17 protein-coding genes, 3 pseudogenes and 1 riboswitch are annotated in these 22,323 nt (G+C 27.6%); of the genes and pseudogenes, 19 read left to right on the top strand and 1 reads right to left on the bottom strand.

Features of this window, described 5'->3' with window-relative positions; all coding sequences use genetic code 11:
* The first annotated feature begins 166 nt into the window (after positions 1-166).
* From ACWPW7_RS23125 to gltA, 18 genes and pseudogenes are all read left to right on the top strand, one after another.
* Positions 167-2,002, top strand: coding sequence for an ABC transporter ATP-binding protein (locus ACWPW7_RS23125; RefSeq protein ID WP_454055607.1), 1,836 nt, complete (start codon positions 167-169; stop codon positions 2,000-2,002).
* 54 nt (positions 2,003-2,056) lie between these two features.
* Positions 2,057-2,797: a S8 family serine peptidase gene (locus ACWPW7_RS23120; RefSeq protein ID WP_454055606.1), complete on the top strand. Its 741-nt coding sequence runs from the start codon at positions 2,057-2,059 to the stop codon at positions 2,795-2,797.
* Positions 2,787-3,632 (top strand): radical SAM peptide maturase, CXXX-repeat target family, encoded by an 846-nt coding sequence (locus ACWPW7_RS23115; RefSeq protein WP_454055605.1) that lies wholly within the window; start codon positions 2,787-2,789, stop codon positions 3,630-3,632. The genes ACWPW7_RS23120 and ACWPW7_RS23115 overlap by 11 nt, the downstream gene beginning before the upstream one ends.
* Entirely contained in the window at positions 3,620-4,921 is a 1,302-nt protein-coding gene (locus tag ACWPW7_RS23110; RefSeq protein WP_454055604.1) for a CXXX repeat peptide maturase, read from the top strand. Before ACWPW7_RS23115 ends, ACWPW7_RS23110 begins: the two co-directional genes overlap by 13 nt.
* 58 nt (positions 4,922-4,979) lie before the next feature.
* The gene (locus ACWPW7_RS23105; protein ID WP_454055603.1) at positions 4,980-5,267 is read left to right on the top strand and encodes a CXXX repeat peptide modification system protein; all 288 of its coding nucleotides are present in this window, start codon (positions 4,980-4,982) and stop codon (positions 5,265-5,267) included.
* A 59-nt stretch (positions 5,268-5,326) separates the two neighbouring features.
* Positions 5,327-5,527: an AC3_0185 family rSAM-modified Cys-rich RiPP gene (locus ACWPW7_RS23100; protein WP_454055602.1), complete on the top strand. Its 201-nt coding sequence runs from the start codon at positions 5,327-5,329 to the stop codon at positions 5,525-5,527.
* Between the two features lie 122 nt (positions 5,528-5,649).
* Positions 5,650-6,329: pseudogene (locus tag ACWPW7_RS23095) on the top strand (ABC transporter ATP-binding protein).
* Positions 6,329-7,216, top strand: a complete 888-nt coding sequence (locus ACWPW7_RS23090; protein WP_454055601.1) for a hypothetical protein — start codon at positions 6,329-6,331, stop codon at positions 7,214-7,216. The pseudogene ACWPW7_RS23095 and the gene ACWPW7_RS23090 overlap by 1 nt, the downstream one beginning before the upstream one ends.
* Positions 7,171-7,419 (top strand): annotated as a pseudogene (locus tag ACWPW7_RS23085) (FtsX-like permease family protein); the annotation flags it as partial. The gene ACWPW7_RS23090 and the pseudogene ACWPW7_RS23085, both read left to right, overlap by 46 nt.
* Positions 7,420-7,479: 60 nt before the next feature.
* Positions 7,480-8,577 (top strand): hypothetical protein, encoded by a 1,098-nt coding sequence (locus ACWPW7_RS23080; protein WP_454055600.1) that lies wholly within the window; start codon positions 7,480-7,482, stop codon positions 8,575-8,577.
* Positions 8,564-8,836 (top strand): FtsX-like permease family protein, encoded by a 273-nt coding sequence (locus ACWPW7_RS23075; protein WP_454055599.1) that lies wholly within the window; start codon positions 8,564-8,566, stop codon positions 8,834-8,836. The genes ACWPW7_RS23080 and ACWPW7_RS23075 overlap by 14 nt, the downstream gene beginning before the upstream one ends.
* 186 nt (positions 8,837-9,022) lie before the next feature.
* Positions 9,023-9,181, top strand: a complete 159-nt coding sequence (locus ACWPW7_RS23070) for a hypothetical protein (RefSeq protein ID WP_454055598.1) — start codon at positions 9,023-9,025, stop codon at positions 9,179-9,181.
* Positions 9,182-9,234: 53 nt separating this feature from the next.
* A pseudogene (locus ACWPW7_RS23065) lies at positions 9,235-9,330 on the top strand (3-hydroxyacyl-CoA dehydrogenase family protein); the annotation flags it as partial.
* A 456-nt stretch (positions 9,331-9,786) separates the two neighbouring features.
* Positions 9,787-11,241 carry a cell wall-binding repeat-containing protein gene (locus ACWPW7_RS23060; protein ID WP_454055597.1) on the top strand — a complete coding sequence of 485 codons (1,455 nt, stop codon included), beginning with the start codon at positions 9,787-9,789 and terminating at the stop codon, positions 11,239-11,241.
* Positions 11,242-11,356: 115 nt separating this feature from the next.
* Positions 11,357-15,178 carry a hemoblobin-interacting domain-containing protein gene (locus ACWPW7_RS23055; RefSeq protein ID WP_454055596.1) on the top strand — a complete coding sequence of 1,274 codons (3,822 nt, stop codon included), beginning with the start codon at positions 11,357-11,359 and terminating at the stop codon, positions 15,176-15,178.
* Between the two features lie 570 nt (positions 15,179-15,748).
* Entirely contained in the window at positions 15,749-16,915 is a 1,167-nt protein-coding gene (locus ACWPW7_RS23050; RefSeq protein WP_454055595.1) for an iron-containing alcohol dehydrogenase, read from the top strand.
* Positions 16,916-17,423: 508 nt separating this feature from the next.
* Positions 17,424-17,532, top strand: a riboswitch (glycine riboswitch).
* Positions 17,533-17,728: 196 nt separating this feature from the next.
* Complete coding sequence (locus tag ACWPW7_RS23045) at positions 17,729-18,595, top strand: sulfide/dihydroorotate dehydrogenase-like FAD/NAD-binding protein (protein WP_039632847.1); 867 nt, start codon at positions 17,729-17,731, stop codon at positions 18,593-18,595.
* Positions 18,596-18,600: 5 nt separating this feature from the next.
* Positions 18,601-19,989 (top strand): NADPH-dependent glutamate synthase, encoded by a 1,389-nt coding sequence (gene gltA / locus ACWPW7_RS23040; RefSeq protein WP_454055609.1) that lies wholly within the window; start codon positions 18,601-18,603, stop codon positions 19,987-19,989.
* Positions 19,990-20,188: 199 nt separating this feature from the next.
* On the opposite strand, the gene ACWPW7_RS23035 is transcribed toward gltA, so the two are convergent.
* Positions 20,189-20,563, bottom strand: a complete 375-nt coding sequence (locus ACWPW7_RS23035) for a hypothetical protein (RefSeq protein ID WP_454055594.1) — start codon at positions 20,561-20,563, stop codon at positions 20,189-20,191.
* 430 nt (positions 20,564-20,993) lie between these two features.
* Here ACWPW7_RS23035 and ACWPW7_RS23030 point away from each other — a divergent pair, with 430 nt between their 5' ends.
* Positions 20,994-21,836 (top strand): PhzF family phenazine biosynthesis protein, encoded by an 843-nt coding sequence (locus tag ACWPW7_RS23030; protein ID WP_454055593.1) that lies wholly within the window; start codon positions 20,994-20,996, stop codon positions 21,834-21,836.
* The last annotated feature ends 487 nt before the right edge of the window (positions 21,837-22,323 follow it).

Raw genomic sequence — 22,323 nt, 5'->3', positions numbered from 1 at the left:
TGAATCGTTAAAAATGGCTCATCTAGCATAACTGTGTCATTTTTTTGTTTTTTTGGAGGCTTTATATTTTTACAATAATAAACATTAAAGTATGATAATATAAATATATACATTAAATTGAATAAAATCAACATATTGTACAAGTAGGTGTTTTAATTTGTTATATATGCTAAAAAATATTAAATGCGTACAATCCAAAATAAAATTTCTTTCAAAAGATGATATGAATTTATTAAAAAGGTGTTTAGGATATATTAAACCTTATAAAAAAAAATTTTATTTATTTATGGCTTCCATACTAATAGTAATTATATTTGGAATTATACAACCTTTAATATGGGGGAAAATACTACAGTGTTTAGCTGAAAAGGATTATAAATCTATATATATATATCTTATACATACATTTGTACTACGAATCCTACAAACTATTATAGAATTTATAAAATCATATAGTGAAGTTCAATTAAATAACAATTTAGTTTATGATTTAAAAGCAGATATGTACCAGAAAATATTAAATTTACCTATGAAAGTTTTTGATAATACCTCAATAGGAGATTTAATTTCGAGACTTCAAGGAGATGTATTTACTCTAGCTAATATAATAACTAGCCAATTAGTTAATGCAGTGCTCGCTATTTTAAGAATTTTAATAATTGGAATTGTTATTTTCAAGATAAACTTACTATTATCTTTAGTAGTATTAGGAGCCTTTCCTATATCATACCTAATATTTGTAATATTTGGTAAGAAACTTAGAAGAGAAAATGAAAAAATTAAAAAAATAAATGATAAATATTTTAGTTTAATTCAGCAATCTCTATTAGGAATAAAACATATTAAGACTTTTGGAATTAAACATAATAATTATAAAAGTTTTAATAATGTATCATTAAATATGAGGGATAAGCAAATACATATAGGATTTTTAGAAATTATGTCATTTATATTTTCTAATATAGTAAATTTTTTAGACGAGTTTATAGTTATTCTAGTAGGAATTTACTTTATATACAAGCAAAAGTTAAGTATTCAATATTTTGTCGCATTTATATCCTATTCAGGTCAATTTTCAAACTCACTTAACTCAATAACTAGATTAAATTCTAGTATACAGCAAGCATTAGTATCACTTGAAAGAATCTTCGGATTAATAGATAATTTCACTTTTTCTAGTGAAACTTTTGGAAATAAAGTAGTAGGACCATTGAATGGAAATATAGAGTTTAGAAATGTTAGTTTTTCTTATAAAGAAGATAAAGAGGTATTAAAAAATATAAGTTTTACTATACCAAAGAATAAGCTTATTGCTGTAGTTGGAAAAAACGGGTGTGGTAAAACAACAATATTTAATTTACTTTTAGGTCTTTATAAAGTGGACAAAGGTAAAATATTGATAGATGGAATAAATATTGATGAATTAAATGAAGATTCTTTAAGAAAAAGCATTTCAGTTGTACACCAACAACCTTTTTTATTTAATTTGTCTATAAAAGAAAACATGAGAATGGCAGTACCAAATGCATTAGATGACGAAATAGAGAAGGTTTGTAAACAAGTATTTATACATGATTATATTATGAGCTTAGAAAATAAATATGACACTATAATTGCAGAAGAAGGAAGTAATTTATCTGGAGGACAGAAACAAAGATTAGCTCTTGCTATGTGTATTCTTAGAAAAGCACCTATTGTCCTTTTAGATGAAGCAACATCAGCTTTAGATACTGAAGCAAGGTATTTTGTTAGAAAATCTATAAATAATATTGCAAAGTCAGCAACTATTATAATAATAACGCATCATTTAGGTACTATTTTAGACGCTGATGAAATTATTGTTATTGACAATGGTAAGGTTTGTGGAAAAGGTTTTCACGAACAACTTCTAAAAAATAATGTTATATATAGAGAAATCTATAAGCATGATATTGCTTTGATAGTAGATGAGAATGAGGTGAATAATTCACTAGCGGAAATAAGTGCTGGTGCAGAGATTTAATCCATTTAAACTAAATGTTTAATTATTAAATAAATTTAGTTAGGAGAAAGTAGTGTGAGTATTATACAGGAAGGTAGAATACCTAAAGTTGTAATTATAGATAGTGGAATTGATCTTAAAATGTATGATTTATATAAAAATGTTAAACAATCATCATCTTATAAATTAGATACTAAAGGTAACGTTATAGAAGACAATACTATAATGTTTAGACATCTTCATGGTACAGCTATAGCAATGATAATAAAACGTCTATTCGATAAAGTTGAAATTTTCAATATGAATATTTTAGATGAAAATTTAATGTCTGATGGACGAATATTGATACATGCATTAAAAAAAGCTATTGAAATAAAACCAGATATAATTCATTTAAGTTTAGGAACCACTAAATTAAAATATAAGTATGCTTTGAGCAAACTTATTAAAAATGCTGAAAAAAATAATATTATCGTAGTTTCTGCTTATAGTAATGACGGGAAAAATAGTTATCCTGCAGCATTAAAACATGTTATAGGAGTTAAGTCATCAGAAATTAGCGATAACTATAGTATTTATTTTAATAAAAATATTTTTTATGCACCTCCAATTATTATCTACGATGAATTAGAATGTTTTCTTAAATATAAAAGGCTGTGTGGCAATAGTATAGCTGCTGCATATATAGCAGGATATATGTGTAAAATTATAAATTCTAAACAAAATATTAATAACAGGGAGTTAACTAATCATTTAATAGAAAAATTCACACAAAATAATAACAAAACTAATGGGGGGACTTTATATGGAAAATAATGAAATATTAATGGGAAGTTTAACACCAGGATGGAACGGTAATGGACATATTACTAAAGAAATTACTTTATGTGTTACTGAGGATTGTAATTTAGCTTGTAAATATTGCTATATGACTGGCAAAAATCATAATAAAAAAATGACATTTGAAACAGCTAAAAAAGCAGTTGATTATGTTTTAAGTGACAGAGAAAATATTTCAAACACTGGGGCTGTTATTTGGGATTTTATTGGGGGAGAACCTTTTTTAGAAATTGAGCTAATAGATAAAATATCTGACTACATAAAACAACAAATGTTCCTTTTAGATCACCCATGGTTTAATGCATATAGATTTAATTTTTCTTCTAATGGGATATTGTATAATACAGAAAAAGTTCAAAAATATATTATGAAAAATAGAGGACATATTCATATCGGATTAAGTGTTGATGGTAATAAACTTAAACATGATATGCAAAGAATTTATCCTGATGGTAGTGGTTCTTATGATGATGTAGTAAAAAATGTACCATTATGGCTTAAGCAATTTCCTAATTCATCAACAAAAGCTACATTTTCTAGAGATGATTTACCAAATTTAAAAGATAGTATAATAAGTTTATGGAATCTTGGAATAAATATGGTTTCAGCAAATGTTGTATTTGAAAATGTATGGCAAGACGGTGATGATATTATATTTGAAAATCAATTAAAGGAGTTAGCTGATTATATAATGGATAATGAACTGTGGGATAACTATTCAGTAAGGTTTTTTAGTCCAGGAATCGGAAAGCCTATAAATGAAGAAGCTAAAAGAAAAATTTCTGCGGAGCAGGTCAAATGCTTGCAATAGATTGTGATGGAAATTTATACCCTTGTATAAGATTTTTAGAGTTCTCATTGGAAAATCGTAAAGGAAGAAGAATGGGAGATATTTATTTTGGGATTAATATGGATAAATTAAGAGCATTTAAGACATTATCTCTAGAAATGCAAAGTAAACAAGAATGCATAGATTGTGAAGTAGCAGAAGGTTGCGCATGGTGTACAGGATGTAATTACGATAATGCAGATACAGATACAGTATATCAAAGAATAACATTTCATTGCAAAATGCATAAAGCTAATGTCAAAGCAAATAATTATTTTTGGGACAAGTATTCTCAAGTAACTGGTAAAAAGTCTCCACATGAAAAATATGTTGAAGATAGGAATAATAGTAATGAAAATTCAAATAAATTTTTACAATTTATAACTAGCGATCAAATTATACCTCACTGTCGTTATGAAAATTGGAGTAATATGAACAATGTGATGAGTGGGAAAATTATTAAAAAGGGACTTGAATTTTCTGAAAAGAATAATTTCACACCTATAATTTTAGGAAATGAAAAAGATGAGTTAATGCAAGAAAAATTTATACAATTCATTAATAGTAAATCAGAAAGTATAGGAGATAATTCCATAGTTATATATGATAACAATATCGAAAACTTAAAAAAAACAGATAATTGTATTTTATTAATGAACAAAGAGAACATTTCAAATATACAGATGTTTATTAAAAATTTATCTTTATATCACGAAAGAATAAACTTAGTTATTCAAGATATAGAAAAATGGAATGATAATGATTTTAAAACTTATGAAAATCAATTAGGTAGTTTAACTGATTTAATTGTAGAAAAGTATGAAGATTACAGGGAAATACAATTAAATGTTCTAACAGATAGATTAAACATTAGAACAATGTGTAACTGTGATGCTGGTAATGAAAGTTTTGCATTAGCACCTAATGGCAAAATATATATTTGTCCTGCTTTTTATTTTGATAATACTGAAAACAACATAGGTGATTTAGATAGTGGTATAAATATAAAAAATGAATATTTACTTGATTTTGAATTTGCTCCTATCTGTAAAGAATGTGATGCGTATCATTGTAATAGATGTAAATTTTTAAATAAAAAACTTACCGATGAAATAAATACACCAAGTAAAAATCAATGTTTAATAAGTCACATTGAACGTAACTGTACCCAAAAGCTTCAACGAGTTTTAATAAATAAAGGACTTATATCTATGGATAATACAATAAAAAGTATAACTTATTTAGATCCTTTAGAAAAAATTGACAAGTAAGCTGGCATTTCAAGTTATATTTTTAAATTAAAAATTATATGATAGTTGGAGGAGAAAAATGAAAGAAGTAGGATTCGTAACGGAAAATGAAAAAAATCAAATAGCTACTTTATATGAGAGAAAATTGGCGTTAGACGAACTTGAAGAAACTTTGTCGAATGATAGTTTAGATATTAGTTTAAAGAAATTATTAATAAGCAAAATAGAAACAGATAAACAAAAAACTAATGAGAAATTTAATCGTTGGTGGGCTAATAAAAATATTAAATATAAATGGAAATCAAATGAAGACAGTTCGATGCTAAGTATAGATTTTGGAACTAATAAAATATATACAACTAAATAATTGTATATAACTGGTATTTATGTAATTATTAAATTATAATAGATTTGGGGGAATATTATATGAAACAATTCTTTATTAAAAATAATACAAAGTCAAGAAATGATATACAAGGATATGTATGCGAACCAAATTGTGCTACACAATGTATAGGAAGTTGTGCAAATGGATGTTATGGAGATTGTAAAGCAGGTTGTGCTAATTGGTGTATTGGAACATGCTCAGGAAAATGTGGAGGACTTCTTAGCGGAATTACAGGCTAGAATATAACTTTAATAAATACCAGTTTTATTAAATTGAGCTGATTGTGTATAATCAGCTCAATAATTATATAGTTTTGCAAAAGTTATATTATTAATATAACAAAATCTAGGAGATGTATAATATGGAGTTACTAAAAACAAATTATTTACAAAAAAGCTATGGTACAGGTGAAGCAATTGTAAAAGCATTAAAATCCATAGATTTAGTTATTGAAAAAGGTGAATTTACTGCAATAATAGGACCTAGTGGTTCAGGAAAAAGCACATTATTGCATTTATTAGCAGGTTTAGATAAACCATCAGCATACCATGTATATATTAACGGCGTTGATATTTATTCTATGAGTGAAAAAGAATTATCTAGATTCAGAAGGAAAAATATAGGGTTTATATTTCAATTTTTTAATTTAATTCCCATATTATCCGTAGAAGAGAATATTAAACTTCCACTTTTAATGGATGGAAAAAAAGTTGACGAGGACTATATAAATGAACTTATGGATATATTGGATATAAAATCAAGAAAAGCTCACTTACCTGGAGAAATATCAGGAGGACAGCAGCAAAGAGTATCTATAGCAAGAGCTCTTGCTAGTAAACCTTCAATTATATTTGCAGACGAGCCTACAGGAAATTTAGATAGTAAAAATAGCAAGGAAGTGTTAGAACTTCTTACTATGTCTATAAAGAAATATAATCAAACTTTGTTATGATAACTCATGACACTAAGGTTGCCTCTTGTGCAGATAGAGTTATAACAATATATGATGGAGAAATTATCGAGGATAAGAGGGTGAGATAATGAAAAGTTTTTGGGGACTTATACCACGAAGTTTGATAAAAAATAAAAAGAGAACTCTATTTATATCCATAAGTATAATGCTTTCAGCTATGTTAATTACAAGTCTAAGTTTAACCTTATCAAATTATAAAAAACAAAAAATAGAAAATGCTAAAAAACAAAGTGGAGGTCATTACTATGCTTCTTGTTTTGAAGGTGGAAATCCTGAAAGTATAAAAATATTAAAGGGTGAGCCTTCCATAGATAAATTTGGAACTAGTATAATGATGGGATATGCAGAAATAGGTATAGATGGTTACAAAATTGAGCTGAATGGTTATGACGATGTAGATACAGAACTTTTAGATTTTAAACTAGAGAAAGGACAATACCCTAAGAATGATTCAGAAATAGCATTAGAAAAATGGGTGCTAGATAAATTTAAAGTAAAACCTACAATTGGAGATACTATAAATCTTAGTTATACATTTAATTACATGAAATTTGAAAATGATAAACAGTCACCAGCAGTTAAAGCTGGAGAAAAAGAATTTATTTTATCAGGAATTTTGCAAAATCGAATAGATTCAATAAAAGATAAAAAAGCTAAGGGATATTTAACTATAGATAGTGTGAAAAACATCCTTTCACAGGATGAATATAGATATATTCATCATTTTACACTTAAACCTAATGTTAATATAAAAGAAGCTTTGAAAAGTATGTCTAAAATGCAAGGTGTTTTTATTAATCAAAATTATACTTATATAAACATTTTAGAATCAACTAAAAAAGCAAATACAATGTTTATTTTTTTAAATATAATAATTATCATTGCTGCCATATCTGTAATTTATAACATATACAGCATCTCAGTAGTAGAAAGAATACGGGAATTTGGTTTTTAAGAGCTATTGGCTCAGACACAGCACAAATTAAAAAATTAATATTTGGAGAAGGTATAATATTAGGTTGTATATTTGTACCACTTGGAATTTTATTAGGTATTATTTCTATTAATGAAATAAATAAATTATTTAGTTTTACCAGTAATTTTGAAGGGAAAGCTGAAATTTTTTTTAGTGGAATTATTATATCCTTTATAATATGCTTTATCTCTATATTTATATCTATATATTTTCCATCAAAACAAGCAGCAAAAATATCACCAATGGAAGCAATAACTAATACATCAATTCAGGGAGACCAATTAGAGAAGTCAAAAAGAAAAAGAAAAATTGAGATATTTAGTAAATTTACAACTGGAATGGCATATATAAACTTAACAAGAAATAAAAACAGATTTTTAGCAACGGTTATATCATTAAGTATTAGTATAGTACTTTTTATTATTGTAACAAGTCTCTCTACATGGCTTGATCCAGTAAAAAACGTACAAATGGACATAAATTCTAATTATATTTTAACCTTAGATAACCATAAAAAAAATACAGGGTATGATGATAATGTTGTACGTGAAATATTAGATATACAAGGCATAACTTCAGTTCATAAAAATTTATATTTTAATGCAATATTGAAAGTTCCTGAAGATAAAGTTACAGAAAGCTATAAAGAAAAATATAAAAAAATATATTTACAGAATGGCGTAGAGGATTCTTCTATAAAAACTAATATCTATGATGTTCAAATAGAGTTGTATGGATGTAATGATGAAGAATTAAAAAAAATGAATAGATATTTAGATAATGGAAAGTTGGATTTAGAAGATATAAAAAATAATAATAAAGTTATTTTAATTCAAAATCAATCTAACGAAAAAAGTACTAACTTAAAAGTAGCAGATAAATTTGAAATGCAAACTGCTATGCAAGAGGACGGTCAGTGGAAGCATTATAATAAAGAAGTAGCAATAGGTGCATTGTTGAATAGCCTTCCATTTCCAACAATGGATCGTAGAATTGAAACTATGGTTATTGTTCATGAAGATGTTTTGAGAAAATGGTTAAATGAAGATAAATATAAAATATTAAGAATAAATACCCAAAAAGACTCGGATGAAAACTACATAAAAAATGAACTTAATGAATATGCAAAAGAGCAGGAAAATGGAAAATTGATATCTTATAAAGATGAATTAGAATTTTTTAAGAACGCTCAAAGAAGCGTATCTGTAATATTATATAGTTTTGTAATTATCATAGCTATTATAGGTATAGTAAATATAATAAACACAATAAGTATGAATATTATATTGCGTAAACACGAATTGGGAATGATTAGGTACTGTAGGTATGGGAAAAGATGAAATAAAAGATATGATGCTAAAAGAAGGTTTATTATATGGTATTTTTAGTATTGGATTTGGAAGTATAGTGGGAGTTATACTTCACATTATTTTATACAGAGCTGTGAAATATGATAAGGTTGTACAGTGGTTTTTTCCTTGGAAGAGTATTTTAGAAGTATTTTTAGCGACAATGATTATATGCGCAATGGCATCTATTAGACCACTTAAAAGATTACTTTCCATTAGTATAATTGATTCTATTAGAACTGTAGATTAAGGTTTTATTTTTAAAAATCCTACTATAAAGGTATGATGTGATTTGGTGAGGATACTTATTTACAATATATATATAGATGTTATTATGTAAAAAGTACAAGTTGTTTTCACATATTTTATGTAATTCTTCTTCTGAGTATGCTAAGAAAATGCGGTTATTAAAATGTTAATGTGAGGCTATTTATGAATGAAGAATGTAAAAAATAATATTAAAAAAATTAGAATTGTAATAATTGACAGTGGTATAAATACAAAGAAAGATTATTTAAGAAATTCTGCAAAGGAAGAGATAGGATTTGAATTAAATAAAAGATTACAGATAGAAACTGAGTATAACCTAAAATAAAAAATGAGCACGGTGCAGCAACAGCTAAAACAATTAAAGATGGCTTTAAAATAGCCAAATACAGAGCTCACAGCTTACTTAGAAAGTATGTTAGAGCTGGATACCTTGGAAGAAAAACAGGAAGAGGATTCCATAACTATAGTAAATAATTTAATAAATAAAAAGCTAGTTCATTAATAATGGACTAGCTTTTGTTTATTTATAAATTACATATGAAGTTTTTATAGAGGCTAAGAGTGAAAAGAGATGTGTTATTACTCATTAAAAGTGTTAAAAAAACATATAAAAATTGCCATATAATATTGAATAATTTTACAATATATGATAATATTACAATAATAAATGAAAATGATTTTCAATATCAAAATTTGAGGTCGATATCGAAAATTTTATAAATTCTACTAGTTTTTCTGTATCTATTATAATTTTTGCATTGATAATTGAATTTTATTGTAATTATTAAGTGTAAATTTAAAGTTATAGATTTATGGAAAAATAATAAAATAAACAATATGGAGGTGAAAAAATTATAAGCAATAGTAAAGATTAAACTGGAATCCTTTACAAAAATTTTCATAATTTCTAAGAGAAGAGGGGATTTAAATATGAAAAGAAGTTCAAAAATTATTTCGACGCTATTAGTTGGGGCTGCACTTACCACAATGAGTAGCAAATTTTTTGCTGTTGAGAATAAAGGGGCAATAGAGAAAGAAATATTATCTGGTAAAGATAGATATGAAACAGCGATAAAGGTTAGCTCAAAATGGGACAAGGCTGATAATGTAATTCTAATTAATTCTATGGCAATTGCTGATGGACTATCCGCTGCACCTTTTGCAAAGCATAAAGATGCTCCAATACTTCTAACAGAATCAGATAAATTGACAGAGTCTACTAAGAAAAGAATAAAAGAATTAGCGGCTAAAAATATATTTATTGTTGGCGGAGAAGGGGTAGTGTCAAAGGAGGTTATTAAAGAGATAGAAGTTCTAGGAATCAAAGTTGAAAGAATATCTGGAAAAAATAGATATGAAACTTCAGTAAAAATAGCTAAACAATTAAATTTTGAAAAAGTTGCAGTAGTAAATGGTGTCACAGGATTAGCAGATGCACTATCCGTTGCAGCACCGGCTGCTACTAATGATATGGCAATATTACTTACAGATGGTAAAAACTTAGGGGAAGTTGAAGGTATGGTTAAGGGAAAAGAAACTTTTGCTGTAGGGGGAGAAGGAGTTGTTTCAGAAGCTCTAGTGAAAGAATTAAAGGCTGAAAGATTGAGTGGGAAAAATAGAAGTGAAACAAATGTGAAAATTATGGAGAAGTTTTATGGTAAAGAAGATGTTAAAGCACTTTATATTGCTAAAGACGGTTCAATAAAAGAAAATGAATTAATTGATGCATTAGCTTTAGGTTCCTTAGCGGGAAAAGAAGGTTCTCCAATAATATTAACAGGTAATAATTTAGATGAGACTCAAAAGAATTACTTAAGAGCTCAGAAGAATATTAAGATCATATATGAAATTGGTGGTAGCTTAAAGGACAATGTTGTTAAAAACATAGTTAATATTTTAAATAGTAAAGAAGAAACTTTAACAAAACCAACAGAAAATAACGGAAACTCAACAAAGCCAACAAAAGGGAATGAAAGTCCAACAAAATCAACAGTGAATAATGGAGGTTCAACGAAACCGACAGAAGGTAATGGAAGCTCAGCAAAGCCAACAGAGGGCAACGGAGAAACAACAAAACCAACAGAAGGTAACGGAGATTCAAGAAAGCCTAATCATGGTACAGAAGAGCCTAACAATAAAAATCTTATAGACAGAAATAAATCTTCAATAATGGAAGTGCATTTTGTATATTATGCAGTTTTGAGTCTAAATGAAGGTAATATAGATAATTGCGAGCTTTATATTGATGGAAATTCAGTAAAGCCTGAAAAGGTAAATACCAGTGGTACTATATTAAAAATAGAGCTTAAAGATAGTAATAAGAAAAAAATAAAAGTTGTAAAAGGTGACCTAGAAGATAGTGTTACTTTAGAACTTAAAATGTAAAGAAGGCTGATATAAAAATAAATATATCAAGCCTCAAGTTAAGATGTCAAAATGGACATCTATGAAAAAATATGCGATTTCATTATATCATAAATAAGTATTGGAGGATAGATAAATGAATAAAAATTCAAAAATATTGTATGCTATAGTTTTTGCTACATTTGCAAGTAGTATACATCCAGGCGTAGCGTTAGCAGCTCCAAGTGAGATATATGGTTATAAAAAAATGGATTTATTTGAATTTCACAAAACCAATTATGATAAAAATGGAAATATAAGATATTCACCAGAAACTACAACTTTTTCTATAGGAAATGATGAAAAAGATTTAGATAATAGCACTTCAGCAAGTCCAAAGAGTCCTTCTATAAAAAATACAAAAGCACATTCCAAAAAGGCAAAAGTTGATGCGGTAGCCCATGCTTCAAGTGGTGGCAGTAGCGATAAAGTAGATGCTGTGGGAAGTGCTAGTGGTGGATTTGTTGGTGCGGATGTAGTTTTTGATTTTGATATGCTATCTAATGCCTTAATATTAAAACAGTTAGGATATGATATTCCAGAAGTAAATAAGGTTATAGATGTATTCAATACTACAACAAGAACTCATATAGGCAAAAGAGGAGAAATAGATTTCCTTGTTGATTATGAAGATTATATGGCTAAAGCTGGAGAAGCTTATTATAATGATGAATATTTAAGTTTTGAAGAATATATAAAGAGCGGAAATTATAAAGCGAATCCTAATCGTCCATACTATTTAAAATATGTACTTGAAGATGGACTTTATGGAGAACAAATGAAACCAGAAGAGGTTTATAAGAAAACTTCACCAAAAGTTGCAGTGGATCTAGAAAATAATATAAAAGATAATACTATTACTTTAAAATTTAAAGACAATAAAGAGTGGAGAGAATCCATAGAATTAATAGAGTTAGTAGAAAACTATAATAGAAAACCATTAATCAACTATATAGAAATTAAAGATAGTGAGATAAAAATTAATACTGAAATCTTTAAATATGGGAAAAATACTATATCCATAAAATCAAAGAATTATAGAACAGTATTAATAGAACAACCTATATATAAAGGAAAAGTAAACTTAACAATTGATAATAATAATATTTTAGGAAATGATATCATAGTTAAAGGTGGAGACAAAAATTATATAGAATCATTAAAGACTATAACTGTAAATGGAAATAGTTTATCAAAAGATAAATGGAAGGTAAATGAAGATAATAGTATAGTTATATCAAAAGATGTGTTCTCTCAAAGTGGCATATATAATATTATTTTAAAAGCAGATCCAGAATATGTTGATAGCAAATTAAGTATTAATGTTGTAAGAGGAACTGGTGATAAAGTTATTTTACATGAAGATATAATAGATAACTTTGAAGGAAATACAATGGAAATATTTATTGAAAATTATAATGAACAGTGGAAAGAAAACATTAAAGAAATAGAAGTTGGAAAATATAAATATATAACTAAGGAGATAAGTATTGAAAATGGAAAAATTATTTTACCATCTGAATTATTTAAAGGACAAAATGGAAAGGTTAATATAAAGGTTACATTAAAAGATGGAACAGAATATTTAGTAGTACAAAATATATATAAAAACAACGAAAGCTTGAAAGTGTCAGAATTGATTTCTAAAAAAGTTGAGCTAGGACAAGATATAACTATAAACTTTGATAAAAATACTAAATTCCAAAAATCTATTTATAAAATAGAAAAAATATATTCAGGAAACATACCATCCTTAAATACACCATTAGAATATATAGTTCAAGATGGAAAAATTATTTTAAAACACAATTCTAGAATATTTGGTAATAATGGAGTATATAAAATAAGAGTTTTTGCAACAGGATATGAACCAAAAGATGTAACTATTGAATTAATTAAGAATCCTCCAACTGTATTATTACCAGCACCCCCAACAATAGGAGAAGAGTTCATGATACAAGTAAGCAGAACTACTCCAGAATATAATTGGGGAGATAATGTTAAAGAGGTTTACGTAGATGGAGAAGCATTACAAAAAGATTTACATTATACATCCAATATTGGAGGAGTTTATTTTAAGGTAGGTGCTATAAATTATTCAGGAGAACACCTAATAAAAATAGTTTCTACAGGATATAAGGATTATGAAGTAGCTTTAAGATTTAAAGATATAGATGGAAATCTTTCAGATAAAAATCAGGTGGAAAATGTTAAGCTTAATGAAAATCTAATTTTAGGAGAAAACTTAACAATAATATCTACAGATAAAAATTGGGTTAATGGTATATATGAAGTCAAGATAAATGATAGTGTAATAAGTAAAAATAATTATAGATTTGAAAATAATAATTTAGTAATTAATAATCATGAAGTTATAAATTTAGGTAAAAACAAAATATTCATAAAATCAATTAACTATAAAAAAGCTGAGTTTGAAGTAAATGTTATAAATGATCATAAGCTTTTAAATCCTCCAATACTTAAAGAAGATATAACAGACAACACAGCTTCAAAAGAAATTGAAATAACTTTTGAGGATAACAAGGCTTGGAGAGAGGGGATTGAATATATTTTAATAGATGGAAATAAGTTTTCTAAAAATGATGTTCATGTAGAAAATGGTAAAATAATCATACCTTCAGGAATATTGACAGAAGGAAATTGCAAGATAGTTATTATATCTAAAGGATATAATAATGCAACATTAACACAAAAAATAAGTAAGGTTGTACCTGAGAATATTAAACTAATGCCATCAATTATAAAAGCTGGACAAAATGTTACAATAAATTATGCTTATAGAGAAGGTTACAGTGTAGAGGAAGTCTATATTAATGGTGAAAAAATAGATATGGAAAAATACGCTGAAAAAACCTTCTTTGGAGATTTACGTTTAAAAGGAGAACTGTTTAGTAAAGCAGGACAATACTCTATCGTTATAAAATCTTCAGAATTTGTAGATAAAGAATTTTCTTTAGAAGTCAAAGAAGGAAAAACAGAAGTAGAAGATGGATTAAAAAATCCAGGTAATATTAAGTTAATGTCAGCAGTTATAAATTCTAATGATAAAGCTGATGTATGGATAGGATATATGAGTGAATATGAACCTACAAAGATTTTAGTAAATGGAAAAGAAATAGATATGGCTAAGGACTACGAAAAGCAACATATTGGAGGCATATTTATAAAAAATCTATTTAGTAAAGCAGGAGAATATAAAATCGTGTTAAAAGCAGACGGATATAAAGATGTAGAACTTAACTTAACTGTAATTGGTAATGAAAATGAATCAAATAATGGTGATATAAGTGAGGATAAAAATAAAGAAGAAGTTTCAAAAGATGCACCAGAGAATGTTAAGCCAAATATATCATCTATAAAGGTAAACAGTAATGTTCGAATAAATTATGCTTATACATCTGAATATATTGTAGAAGATGTATATATCAATGATAAAAAAATAGAGAAAGATAAAGATTATGAAAAAACTTTCTTTGGAGATTTATCTTTAAAAGAGCATTTATTTAGTAAGGATGGAGAATATAAAATAGTCCTAAAAACAAAAGGCTATAAAGACAAAGAGTTAAAATTAATTGTTACTAGTGATAAAGAAGAAGTAGAAGAATCAAGCAATGAAGATATAGAAAAAACTTTAAAGGATGTACCAAACAGTGTAAAATTAATGGACTCAATTATAAATGTCAATGGTAAAGCTACTATATATGTAGGATATATGAGTGAATACGAACCTACAAAAATTTTAGTAAATAAAAAAGAAATAGATATGATTAAAGATTATGAAAAACAGCATATAGGGAATCTTTATGTTAAGAATGCATTTGATAAAGCAGGAGAATATAAGATAATTTTAAAAGCGGATGGTTATAAAGAGAAAGAATTAAATTTAACTGTAAAATAAAATTAAATATATTTTCTAAGAAATTTAAAATAATATTTAGGCTGTTGGCAAGTTATTTTGTCAACAGCCTTGTATTTTCAAAAAGGAATTTATTTGTTTATATAAAATTATTATAGTAAGATATATATGTATATAGATATATTAGTTCTAAAACCAATATATATGAAAATAGTTTATGTTTTTTAGTATTATAATTAGAACTATTGAATTCACAATTCACAATTATGGATATCTCTCAGCAAAAGCTGAGAAATTTAAAACTATCTATTTTTTGAAGTGATGTAATCATTTACTATAAAATATCAACAATAATAGATTACTAGTAAAATATTAATTTCAACTATAATTGTGAATTTTACATTGAAATTGTTCATTATTTTAACTTGTTAAAGAGAGGTAAAATCATTAACTACTTCTAATCTCAATTGAGAAGTTAAAAGGCGTAATTTTCTGAAAATCCCTTGAAAAACTATGTAAACAAGAGTACAATATACTTGTACAAATTGTTAATTTATTATCAATATTATTGAGGGGCAGTTATCTTTGGATGGCTGTGAAAGGGGATTAATAATGAACAGATTTACATTACCAAGAGACATCTATTATGGTGAAAACTCATTAGAAGTTTTAAAATCTTTAAAAGGTAAAAGAGCTATAATAGTTACAGGTGGTAGCTCAATGCAAAAGTTTGGTTTCTTGGATAAAGTTAAAAATCTATTAGAAGAAGCTAATATAGAAGTCAAAATATTAGAAGGAGTAGAACCAGATCCATCTATTGAAACAGTTATGAAAGGTGCAGAGGAAATGAGAAACTTTGAACCAGAGTGGATTGTTTCTATAGGAGGAGGATCACCAATAGATGCTGCAAAGGCTATGTGGGTATTTTATGAGCATCCTGAATTAACTTTTGAGGATATTAAGGATCCATTTTCTATTCCTACATTAAGAAATAAAGCTAGATTTGTAGCAATACCTTCAACCAGTGGTACGGCAACAGAAGTAACAGCATTTTCCGTTATCACTGACTATGAAAAGAAAATAAAATATCCATTAGCGGATTATAATATAACTCCAGATATAGCTATACTAGACACTGAACTTACTATGACTATGCCTAAGAGCTTAGTAGCTCATACTGGAATGGATGCATTGACTCATGCTATAGAGGCTTATGTAGCATCTAATAAATCACATTTTTCTGATCCATTAGCTATGGAAGCAATAACAATGATAAAGAAAAATATATTACAATCTTATGATGGCTGTAAAAAAGCTAGAGAACAAATGCATATAGCACAATGTTTAGCAGGAATGGCGTTTACAAATGCACTATTAGGTATAACTCATTCAATGGCTCATAAAACCGGTGCAGTATTTAATATTCCACATGGATGTGCTAATGCAATATTTTTACCATATGTTATAGATTTTAATAAAACTGCTTGTAGTGAAAGATATGCTAATGTTGCTAGAAATTTAGGTTTAACTGGCGAAAGCGATGAAGAATTAATAAATGCATTAACAGACTGTATAAGAGAATTAAATGATGTTATGGACATACCTTCTTCATTAAAAGAATATGGTGTAAAAGAAGAAGATTTTAATAAATGGGTAGATTATATTTCAGAAAATGCAATACAAGATGCTTGCACTGGCTCTAACCCAAGAACTGTTTCTGTTGAAGAAATGAAAAAAATATTTACTTGCACATTTAATGGAGAAAAAGTAGATTTTTAATTTAAATATATGAAATTATAGATTTATAAGTTTATAGAAATGTATTAAGGTGTCTGAAATAAAATAACTAGTCAAAGGTGGAACCTATTTTATATCAGATAGATTGATAGTTTTGTCAGCAAAACATGATATAAGATAAGATAGCGTGATGACTAGTTATTTATTGATACCTTAACTTCTAAGTTCAAAGATACAAAGTTATTGTTATATCTTTGCTTGTGAAATAAATAGTTTTTAAAATGTAATAAAAAGAAAACACACAAATAGTATTATATTGTATATAATGTAAACGTTTGTTAGAAAAAATGCGAATAGTGAAAAAATTCTAATAATATGTACAATTAATATTGACTATATAGAATATAGAATATAGAATATATATGTAAAGTTAATATTTTGGTGAATGAGGATTGTTGGAGATATTCCGTTTTATATAGGGATAACCGTAGAAGAAATGAATAGTATAGCTATGGGCTATTCAGAAGCTTTCAGGTGAAGTACAATAATCGGATACCACCCTGGAGAGACTCATTTTATGAGCATCGAAGAAGAAACTCAAAATTATTTTAATTTGTGGTTTTGGGGAAACTTTCAGATAAAAGGACAGGTGTAAATAGCATTTATTTGTGTGCATATTTACTTATTGTCCCTTTTTTGTTGCAAAAACATAAGGAATGTATAGTATAATTAGGTTAGTGTATATTTAGTATGGACAAGTTATCTTTAGGTGTCTAAAATAAAATAGACTAGCATACTGATTAGTTATTTTTGAAGATGCCTTATTAAAATGATTAGATTTGGAGGAACATGAATATGTATAAAATAGCTGAAAAAAGGGATTTAGCACCTCAAATTTTCTTAATGAATATTGAAGCACCTAGGGTAGCTAGATCAGCTAAACCAGGTCAATTTATAATCGTTAGAATGGATGAAAAAGGAGAAAGAGTTCCTTTAACTATTTGCGACACAGACGCAGAAAAAGGAACAGTTACAATAGTTGTTCAAACTATTGGATGTTCAACTAAAGAAATGGCAAAATTAGAAGCTGGAGATATGGTAGCTGATTTTGTTGGACCATTGGGGATGGAATCTGAACTATTACATGAAGACTTAGAAGAACTTAAAAATAAGAAGATATTATTTATATCTGGTGGTGTTGGAGCTGCTCCAGTTTATCCACAAGTTAAATGGTTAAATGAACAAGGCATAAAAGCTGATGTTATAATGGGATATAAAACTAAGGAAATGGTAATTTTAGAAGAAGAAATGAAAACTGTTGCTGGAGATGTTTTTGTATGTACAGATGATGGTACTCATGGTTTCAAAGGAATGGTAACTAATAAATTACAAGATCTAGTACAAAACGAAGGTAAAAAATATGATTTAGTTGTATCAATAGGACCTATGATAATGATGAAATTCGTTTGTAAGTTAACAGAAGAGCTAGGAATAAGAACAGTTGTAAGTTTAAATCCAATAATGGTTGATGGAACTGGAATGTGTGGAGCATGTAGAGTTACAGTTGGAAATGAAACTAAATTTGCTTGTGTTGATGGCCCAGAATTTGATGGACACAAAGTTAACTTTGATGAGGCATTAAAAAGAATATCAATGTATAAAACTGAAGAGTGTAAAAAAGATAGCATAAAAGAAGGCTGTGGTTTAGGAGGTAATAAATAATGGCTATAGATAGAATGAAGAGAACTCCAATAGCAGAACAAGATGCTAAAGTAAGGGCTAAAAACTTTGAAGAAGTATGTTTAGGATATAATGAAGAAGAAGCTGTACAAGAAGCTTCAAGATGTTTAAACTGTAAAAACAAACCATGTGTTGGTAAATGTCCAGTTGCTATAGATATACCAGAATTTATAGCACATGTTAAAAATAGAGAATTTGAAGAAGCTGCTAAAGCTTTAGATAAGTATACAGCACTTCCAGCAGTTTGTGGAAGAGTTTGTCCTCAAGAATTGCAATGTGAAAGTAAATGCGTTCTTGGAATAAAAGGAGAGCCTGTGGCAATTGGTAAACTTGAAAGATTTGTGGCTGACTGGTCAAGAGAACATAATGTAGATTTAACTAAAGATATAGAAAAGAAGAATAGAAAAGTAGCTGTTATAGGCTCAGGTCCAGCAGGAATAACTTGTGCTGGGGATTTAGCTAAAATGGGATATGATGTAACTGTGTTTGAAGCATTACATGAACCAGGTGGAGTTTTAGTTTATGGAATTCCTGAGTTTAGATTACCAAAGGAAACAGTTGTTAAGCATGAAATAAATAATTTAATTAAATTAGGTGTAAAAATAGAACATAATGTAATTGTTGGAAGAACAGTTACAATAGATCAATTAATAAGTGAAGAAAAATTTGAAGCGGTGTTTATAGGTTCAGGTGCAGGTCTTCCTAAATTTATGGGAATACCAGGAGAAAACTTAAATGGAGTATTCTCTGCAAATGAATTTTTAACAAGAAATAACCTAATGAAAGCTTTCAAAGAAGGATATTCTACTCCAATAAAAGCTGGTAATAAAGTTGCAGTTGTTGGTGGTGGAAACGTTGCTATGGATGCTGCTAGAACAGCTTTAAGACTAGGGGCAGAGACTCATATAGTTTATAGAAGAAGTGAAGCAGAACTTCCAGCAAGAGTTGAAGAAGTACATCATGCTAAAGAAGAAGGAATAATACTTGACCTTCTAGTTAATCCAATTGAAATCCTTGGAGATGAAAATGGATGGGTTAAAGGAATGAAATGCATAAGAATGGAGCTAGGAGAAGCTGATGCTTCAGGAAGAAGAAGGCCTGTTGAGGTTCCAGGTTCTGAGTTTGTAATTGACTGTGATACAGTTATAATGTCATTAGGAACATCACCAAACCCACTAATTCCATCTACAACAGAAGGATTAGAGATTAATAAGTGGAAGTGTATAGTAGCTGATGAAGAGACAGGAAAAACTTCTAAAGCTAAAGTTTATGCTGGTGGAGATGCTGTAACAGGTGCTGCAACAGTTATACTTGCAATGGAAGCAGGTAAAAAAGCTGCTAAAGCTATAGACGAAGATTTATCAAAAAATAACTAAATTGTTTAAATAACATATTTAATAAAAATATACAAGCTTACTATGAAGCTTGTATATTTTTTTAGAAAGTTATGATTTAAATGTTTACATAAAGACTTATTATTAAATATAAAATTATTTTATTGATAAAAGCAAATGTAAATAACAGTGTTACTTAAGAAAATAAATTTAGTATAAATGAAAAGTATTTATAATTTATTTATTCTTTATTTTCCATTCTTAGTTTTTTATAATCTTCTATTATCCTTTCGATAAATGCTATTTGTTCTTCTTTGCTAAGTTTTGATAGTTCCTTGTAACCACAGTGATAAAAACAACCATGATATGATTTTATAGGTTTTTCTGATGGTCTATGTAATCTAAGGTCTAAAGGACAAGGCTGATACTTAGTATCTCTTGCTTTTAGTTGATCTCTATTTATAGGATGGCTGTTTATCTCATCTATTAGCGCAATATTACCAACCTCTTCACAAAGTCCAACGAGACCTTTACCTTCTTTAACATGATTTAATAGTTTTTCAAGAGTATAGATATATTCTTTATCTGATAGCTCTTTATTTTCTAGTGCCTTCATTTTCTCTCTCCTTTTGCTTTTGTACCATAATTAATTAACTAATTTTATTATTAGCTATATTTTAACTGATTATTAAATTTAGATTCTATCTAAAAAATTTTAAATAATTTATAATTTGTTATTTTTATTGAAGTTACTGTTTAGCTTTAAAAATAAATTAATTTTAAATTTCTCAGCTTTTGCTGAGAAATGTCCGCAATTGTGCATTTAATAGCGTTATTTAAGATAATAAAAAACACTAATTACTTTAAATATGCATTAATTTTTGAATTTATATACTTATAGCATACTTGATGCCACTATATTATAATATTTTTAAAACTAGATTTCCATGATTTCAATAGGAGTATGTATCCAAAATCCTTAAACTTTCATTTGGAATTCATGAAGAGAAAAATATTTTAAATACTTTATATTTAGGAGGAAAAGTATGAAAACATTAAGAATATTTCAAGTAGATGCTTTTACAGAAGAAAAGTTTAAAGGTAACCCAGCAGCAGTATGTATTTTAGAAGATGAAATAGAAGACGAGATTCTACAAGCTATTGCTAAAGAAATGAATTTATCAGAAACTGCTTTTGTTAAAGCTATAGACGGAAAGTCCTTCAAAGATGAAAAAACTTTTTCATTAAGATGGTTTACGCCAACTCAAGAAGTGACCTTATGTGGACACGCTACTCTTGCAACTTCACAGGTTATATTTGAGCACTATAACAATTGTAATGAAAAACTAAATTTCCAAACTAAAAGTGGCAATCTTGTGTGTGAAAAAAAATTAAAAGGTATATCTTTAAATTTTCCACTAGATGAACCAACGGATATAGTACCTGAAAATCAGTTATTAGAAGCAATGGGAATTAAAGAGTTTAAAGATTGTGTAATCGGTGAAAATACAAGGAAAGTAGTTATTAAACTTAATAGCATAAAAGAAGTATTAGAACTTAAACCTAATTATGAAAAAATGAAAGCTATAGCCTTTAAAACAGATATTAAAGGAGTAGGGGTTACATGTAAAGGTGATGAGAACTATGATTTTATTTCTCGTTATTTTAATCCATGGGCAGGTATAAATGAAGATTCTGTCACTGGATCTGTTCATACTTTATTGGCTAATTATTGGAAGGAAATTTTTAATAAAAATACATTAAAAGCATATCAAGCCTCAGAGAGAGGTGGAGAAATACTACTTAACATTTTAAATCATGATAGAGTTGAATTAATTGGTAAGGCTGTGATTGTACTTAAAGGAGAGATTTATACAATTGAGAATTGACGATTGACAATGGAGAATTGTTGATGTTTCTCTTTTATAAGAGAAACTTTGAATTGATTTCTTTTTGAAGTTATTCAGTAACTTCTTATAAAAAGCTAGCAATGCAATTGCTAGTAAAAAAATTAGTTAAAGAAATTAGTTTGACTAAAACTAATTTCAACCTTAATTGTCAATTTTCCATTGTCAATCCTCAATTGCCTAAGGTTTTCTTCTTTTTAATGTGGACAAGTGATATAATTTATTTAGTTATATATTAGGCATGTTCAAAAAAATAATAGATCGGTATGGTTAACCTATTTTATATCATACTGCGTTGTCAGAACCTGATCATAGCACCACTATGAGCAGAACCTGACGCCTTGTCTGATATGAGGCATATTCAAAAAATAGCTAGTTAGTATACTCATCTATTTTGCATCATACTGCGTCGTCAGAACTCCATGATAGCTAAACTATCATGAAAACCTGTCTCCTTTTCTGATGCAAA

This window comes from Clostridium sp. Marseille-Q7071, assembly GCF_965112025.1.
Note: the sequence above shows the minus strand (reverse complement) of the source record. Positions and strands in the feature narration are given on the sequence as shown.